The organism is Micromonospora globispora (assembly GCF_003857015.1).
Lineage (GTDB): Bacteria > Actinomycetota > Actinomycetes > Mycobacteriales > Micromonosporaceae > Micromonospora > Micromonospora globispora.
In genome coordinates this window covers 1-5,371 of the sequence record NZ_QGGF01000383.1, presented here as the reverse complement: position 1 = coordinate 5,371, position 5,371 = coordinate 1, and the positions used below count along the sequence as shown (strand labels likewise).

7 protein-coding genes are annotated in these 5,371 nt (G+C 73.6%); 4 read left to right on the top strand and 3 right to left on the bottom strand.

Annotated elements, in window-relative coordinates:
- Positions 1-663 (bottom strand): pentapeptide repeat-containing protein (locus DKL51_RS19790; protein ID WP_148097819.1); only part of this gene is annotated, 663 nt, incomplete at its 3' end.
- A gap of 199 nt (positions 664-862) precedes the next feature.
- On the opposite strand from DKL51_RS19790, the gene DKL51_RS19785 reads away from it, so the two are divergent.
- On the top strand, positions 863-1,471 hold the full coding sequence (locus tag DKL51_RS19785) for a hypothetical protein (RefSeq protein ID WP_124812363.1): 609 nt from the start codon (positions 863-865) through the stop codon (positions 1,469-1,471).
- A gap of 32 nt (positions 1,472-1,503) precedes the next feature.
- Here the strand turns inward: DKL51_RS19785 and DKL51_RS19780 are convergent, their stop codons facing one another.
- Positions 1,504-2,310, bottom strand: a complete 807-nt coding sequence (locus DKL51_RS19780) for an SDR family oxidoreductase (RefSeq protein ID WP_124812362.1) — start codon at positions 2,308-2,310, stop codon at positions 1,504-1,506.
- A gap of 76 nt (positions 2,311-2,386) precedes the next feature.
- Here DKL51_RS19780 and DKL51_RS19775 point away from each other — a divergent pair, with 76 nt between their 5' ends.
- On the top strand, positions 2,387-3,805 hold the full coding sequence (locus DKL51_RS19775) for an RtcB family protein (RefSeq protein ID WP_124812361.1): 1,419 nt from the start codon (positions 2,387-2,389) through the stop codon (positions 3,803-3,805).
- Positions 3,806-3,810: 5 nt separating this feature from the next.
- Here the strand turns inward: DKL51_RS19775 and DKL51_RS19770 are convergent, their stop codons facing one another.
- Positions 3,811-4,239, bottom strand: a complete 429-nt coding sequence (locus tag DKL51_RS19770) for an archease (RefSeq protein ID WP_124812360.1) — start codon at positions 4,237-4,239, stop codon at positions 3,811-3,813.
- 69 nt (positions 4,240-4,308) lie between these two features.
- Here DKL51_RS19770 and DKL51_RS19765 point away from each other — a divergent pair, with 69 nt between their 5' ends.
- On the top strand, positions 4,309-4,662 hold the full coding sequence (locus DKL51_RS19765; RefSeq protein WP_260428587.1) for a hypothetical protein: 354 nt from the start codon (positions 4,309-4,311) through the stop codon (positions 4,660-4,662).
- A 96-nt stretch (positions 4,663-4,758) separates the two neighbouring features.
- Positions 4,759-5,364, top strand: coding sequence for an MBL fold metallo-hydrolase (locus DKL51_RS19760; protein WP_124812359.1), 606 nt, complete (start codon positions 4,759-4,761; stop codon positions 5,362-5,364).
- Positions 5,365-5,371 lie beyond the last annotated feature (7 nt).

Genomic DNA, 5,371 nt, shown 5'->3' with positions numbered 1-5,371 from the left:
GAGCAGCAGGTCCGCGCCGATCAGGCAGGCGCCGCGCAGGTTCGCCCCGGACAGGTCCGCCCGGCGCAGATCCGCGCCGATCAGCACCGCCCCGCGCCGGTCCGCGCCGGCCCGACCGGCCCGAGCCCGCTCACCGGCCTGCGACAGCACCGCGTTGACCCGAGCTCGGTGGGCGTCGACGTCCAGGGCGAGCAGCTCCTCCGGGGTGCCGTCGGTGAGCCGCCCGGTCTCGTCCCACGCGCGGGCGAGCTCGTCCCGCAGCGGTCCCGGCGCGGTGAGGGCCAGCGCTTCGCTCAGGTACCAGAGCAGCTCGTGCAGCGGCCGCATCGCCGCGAACGTATCGAACATCTGCCGCGCGCTCTCCGGCGCGGCGCGCCAGTCCCGCCCGCCGAAGGTCACCTGGGCGACGTGCTGACCGGCCCCGAAGCAGTCGAAGACCGTGCATCCGGGGAAGCCCCGTTCGCGCAGGTCGCGGTGGATGCCGCAGCGGGAGTCCGCCTTCAGGTTGGGGCAGGCCTGCCCGGCGGGCTTGTCGATCGCGAAGTCGGCGGACGCGGAGAACGCCGGGGCCACGCAGCAGAGCCCGAAGCAGCGGGCACAGTCGGCGCGCAGCTCCCGCCCGCCGCCGGCGGTCGACGAATGCGCCTCCGCGGTCTCCGACATGCCGCCCCGTCCTCCCGGCCCGCCACCCGCGTTGGTGCCGCGGCCGGTCCATTCTCCGCCCCGCCCGGGACGGCCTGCCCGGTACCCCGGCCGACCATGGGGCCCGGCCCCGGAGCCGACGACCGGCGAGCCGGTTCCCCCTCGGCCACGCCCCGGAACTTCGTATCGTGGCCGTAACCAGCAGCGGAGGGGCGGCGGCATGGACGAGCAGGCGCGCGAACAGGCGTTGCTGACCGCCCTCACCACCGAACACTTCGTGCTCCAGACCTCCCGCAGCGCCACGATCGCCGAATCGGTCGGACGGGCGACGGTGTACCTGTCGTTCCTCTCCGCCGCGCTGATCGGGTTGGGCTTCGTCGCCAGCAACGGTCAGCTGATCAAGCCGTACCTCGGCGCGGTGCTGCCCACCCTGGTGATCAGCGGGCTGCTCACCTTCCTGCGGCTGGTGCAGAACATGGTGGAGAACTCGACGGACCTCCGGCGGATCCAGCACATCCGCGCCTACTACCACCGCCAGTTCGCCGGCGAGCACGACTTCTTCGCCGACGCGGTGGCCAGCGGAGACGTCGCGCGGGCGACCTGGGCCGCGGTGGGCGCCCGGCCGGGCCGGTGGCACCTGCTGCTCACCGCGGCCGCGATGGTGGGCGCGGTCACCGCGCTCCTGCTCGGGCTGGGCGCCGCCCTGCTGACCGGGCTGCTCGGCGCCTCGTCCGGACTGGCCATCGCGCTCGGTGTGGTGGTGGCGCTGGTCGCCTTCGCGGCCGAGATCGCGTACATCGGCCGGGCCTCGGTCTGGCAGCGCGGCTGAGCCCCGCGCGCAGCCTGGACGCCACCGCCGGGTCAGACCGAGCGCCAGTCGTTGGAGGGGAGGGCGGATGCCTGCGGACCCATCAGGAGCATCCCCCCGTCGACCGGCCACGACGCCCCGGTCACGTATGACGCCGACGGAGAGGCCAGCAGCGCCACCACCGCGGCGACCTCCCGGGCGTCCCCCGGCCGTCCGACCGGCACCCCGGGCCGGTCCTGGGTGAACGGGTCGACGTCCTCCTGCCCGGTCATCGGCGTGGCGATCTCCCCCGGGGCCACCGCGTTGACGGTGATGCCGTCGGCGGCGAGTTCCTGTGCCATCACCTTGGTGAGCAGCCCCAACCCGCCCTTCGCCGCGCAGTACGCCGACGAGCCGACCCGCGGCGCGTGCTCGTGCACGCTGGTGATGTTGATGATCCGGCCGCCCTCGCCGGCCGCCCGCATCCGCCGCACGGCGCGCTGCGAGCAGAGGAACGGGCCGTCCAGGTCGACGCTGAGCACCTCCCGCCACTGCTGCCAGGAGACGTCGATGAAGGGGGTGGAGAGCCCGATACCCGCGTTGTTAACCAGCACGCCGATCCCGCCGAGCCGATCGGCCAGCTCGTCCACCACCGCGGCGGCGTCCGGCAGCCGGGTCAGGTCCAGGTTGGCGACCTCGCAGCGGCGCCCCGTCGCGCGTACCTCCTCGGCGGTCCGCTCGGCACCCTTGCCGTCGGCATGCCAGGTGATGCCGATGTCGAAGCCGGCCTCGGCGAGGGCGACCGCGCAGGCCTTGCCGATGCCGGAGTCCGCACCGGTGATGACGGCGATGGTCGGGTAGTTCTCGTATCGCTGGGGCATGGTGCCGCACTACCCGGACCGGTCGATCTCAACCAGATCGGGTGTAACCGACGCACGCCCGGGTAGCCGGGGCGGCATGGAGCTGGTCGAGGAGTCGCCGTACCGGTTCCGGATCGACCGGCACGACCCGATGCGGGTACAGGGAGTGATCTTCGCGTCCCGGTCGCTGCTGCCGGACGCCGGGGCCGACAAGTCGCTGGACCAGGTGGCGAACGTGGCCACCCTGCCCGGCATCGTCGACGCCTCGTACGCCATGCCGGACATCCACTGGGGCTACGGCTTCCCGATCGGCGGGGTGGCCGCCACCGACGTGGAGAGGGGTGGCGTGGTCTCGCCCGGCGGCGTCGGGTTCGACATCTCCTGCGGGGTACGGCTGCTCACCGCGGACCTGAGCCGCGACGAGCTGCGGTCCCGGCTGGACGCGCTGATGGACGGCCTCGGCGAGTCGACCCCGCGCGGGATGGGCAAGGGCGCGGTCTGGCACCTGACCGACCGCACCGAACTCGACGGGGTGCTGCGCGGTGGATCCCGGTACGCCGTCGAGCGGGGCTTCGGCGTGGAGCGGGACCTGGAGCGCTGCGAGGACTACGGCGCGGTCGGCGACGCGAACCCGGCGCAGGTGAGCGAGCGGGCGGTGGAACGTGGCGCGCGCCAGGTCGGCAGCCTCGGCTCCGGCAACCACTTCCTCGAGGTGCAGGCCGTGGAGGAGGTGTACGACGAGGCCGTGGCGAGCGCCTTCGGGCTGCGTAAAGGCCAGATCTGCGTCATGATCCACTGTGGTTCGCGGGGGCTGGGCCACCAGATCGCCACCGACTACATCCACGAGATGGAGAAGGTGATGCGCGGGTACGGCATCCAGGTGCCGGACCGGCAGCTCGCCTGCGCGCCCGTGTCGTCACACGAGGGGCGCGCCTACCTCGGGGCGATGGCGGCGGCGGCGAACTACGCCCGGGCCAATCGGCAGCTGCTCGCGCACGCGGCCCGGGAGGTCTTCCGGCGGGTGGCGGGCGCCAAGTTAGATCTGGTGTACGACATCTCGCACAACCTGGCGAAGATCGAGACGCACGACGTGGACGGGGCGTCGCGCCGGCTCTGCGTGCACCGCAAGGGCGCCACCCGGGCGCTGCCGCCCGGACACGGCGACCTCCCGGACGACCTGCGCGACGTGGGGCAGCCGGTGCTCATCCCCGGGTCGATGGGGACTGGCTCGTACGTGCTCACCGGCGTACCGGGTGCGCCGGCGTTCGCCTCCACCTGCCACGGCGCGGGGCGGGTGCAGAGCCGCAAGCAGGCCACGAAGGCGGTCGCGGGGCACGACCCGCGACGGGAGCTGGAGGCACAGGACATCGCGGTGCGCGGCGCGTCCCGGCGGGGGCTGGCCGAGGAGATGCCAACCGCGTACAAGGACATCTCCGCCGTGGTGGAGGCGGCCGAGGGGGCCGGCCTCTGCCGGAAGGTGGCCCGCCTCGTGCCGGTCGGCGTGGTGAAGGGCTGACCTGGTCAGACGTCCAGGGTCACCGCGCAGGACCAGCCGCCCTCGTCCCGGCCGAAGCGCAGCTCGTGCAGGGAGACCGCCTTCGGTACCGCCCCGACCAGCTCCACCGCGTCGGTGTCGGTGGTGCGCCAGCGCACCAGCAGGCCGCCGTCGTCGGCCGCCCGCACCTTCGTCTCCAGCGGCAGCGCGGCCTCCGTCTCCAGCCGGAAGATCACTTCGTCGAGGACGCCGACCAGGAGGTCCGGGTCCTCGCCCGGCGGCACCCGGTGCTCCGTCTCGGAGTCCGCCGTCGCGCCGGAGGCGTCGGCGAAGCTCTCCACCATCGCGGCGACCGCCTCGGCGACGCAGCCCTCCCGGTCCGGCGCCCATGCCTCGATCCGCACGTCGGCGGTGTGCGGGATCATCCGGTGTCCCCGGTCCGGTCGTCGCTCCATGCCCCGATCATGCCGCCGCTCGTCGCCGACCACCGCGAATTGTCGCAGCGGGCGGCTAGGTTGTCGGCCATGATCGCTGACGACGCCGACGCCGTGACGTTCATCTTCCGCAGCATGATGCGGTCCCTCCTGCGCCGCGAGAAGGTCGGCGAGGACACCCTCGGCCGCACGGTCGAGCTGGCCCGACAGTGGGGCACGAGCCCGGCGGCCGACGCGCGGCTGGCGGTGGCCCTGCGCGAGCTGCACGGCGAGCAGGTCGACACCGACGACGCCCGCGAGGTCGCCGACGAGGCGACCGCGATCGCGGCGGAGAACGCTTCCTTCCCGAGCGGGACGCCCGCGGCGCAGCCATCGCCCGGTTCGCGGCGAACGCGCGGCGGCTGCGGGAGGGGGAGCTCAACCCGGCCGAGTTCGAGGAGATGATGGGCGGCGACGTGGGGCGGATGGAGCCGGATCCCCGGTGGCGGCTCGACGATTGAGGGACACACCGCCAGGCGTGCCGCCGGTACCTTCGGCCCGGTGAGGATCACCAAGTTCACCCACGCCTGCATCCGCCTCGAGGACGACGAACGGGTCCTCGTCATCGACCCGGGCACCTGGAGCGAACCCCGGGCCCTGGTCGGCGCGGACGCGGTCCTTGTCACCCACGAGCACACCGACCACATCGACGTGCTCCGGCTGGTCGGTCTCGGGGTGCCGGTCTTCGCGCCCCGCGAGGCGCGGCTGCCGGACCTGGCACCGCTGCCGGTGACCCGCGTCGCCGCCGGCGAGTCGTTCACCGCCGCCGGCTTCGCGGTCACCGCGGTCGGCGGCCGGCACGCCACCATCCACGGTGGGCAGCCGGACTGCGCCAACCTGGGCTACCTGGTCGAGGGCGCGGTCTACCACCCGGGCGATTCGTTGCACCCGCCCGGCCAGCCGGTGGACACGCTGCTGGTGCCCGCCCAGGCGTCCTGGCTGAAGCTCACCGAGGCGATCGACTTCGCCGGTGTGGTCGATTCACGCCGGGTCTTCCCGATCCACGACGCTCAGCTCAACGAGCGCGGATTGGCCAGCATCAACGGCTGGTTCGCCGAGACCCTGGGCGACCGCTACCGCTACCTGGCCCCGGGCGAGACCGCCTGACCCGCCC

What these genes read in the sequence shown, in the direction of transcription:
- DKL51_RS19770 (WP_124812360.1), bottom strand. Translation starts at nt 4,239, where the DNA reads ATGGAGCGACGACCGGACCGGGGACACCGGATGATCCCGCACACCGCC.
- DKL51_RS19780 (WP_124812362.1), bottom strand. Translation starts at nt 2,310, where the DNA reads ATGCCCCAGCGATACGAGAACTACCCGACCATCGCCGTCATCACCGGT.
- DKL51_RS19775 (WP_124812361.1), top strand. Translation starts at nt 2,387, where the DNA reads ATGGAGCTGGTCGAGGAGTCGCCGTACCGGTTCCGGATCGACCGGCAC.
- DKL51_RS19785 (WP_124812363.1), top strand. Translation starts at nt 863, where the DNA reads ATGGACGAGCAGGCGCGCGAACAGGCGTTGCTGACCGCCCTCACCACC.
- DKL51_RS19765 (WP_260428587.1), top strand. Translation starts at nt 4,309, where the DNA reads ATGATCGCTGACGACGCCGACGCCGTGACGTTCATCTTCCGCAGCATG.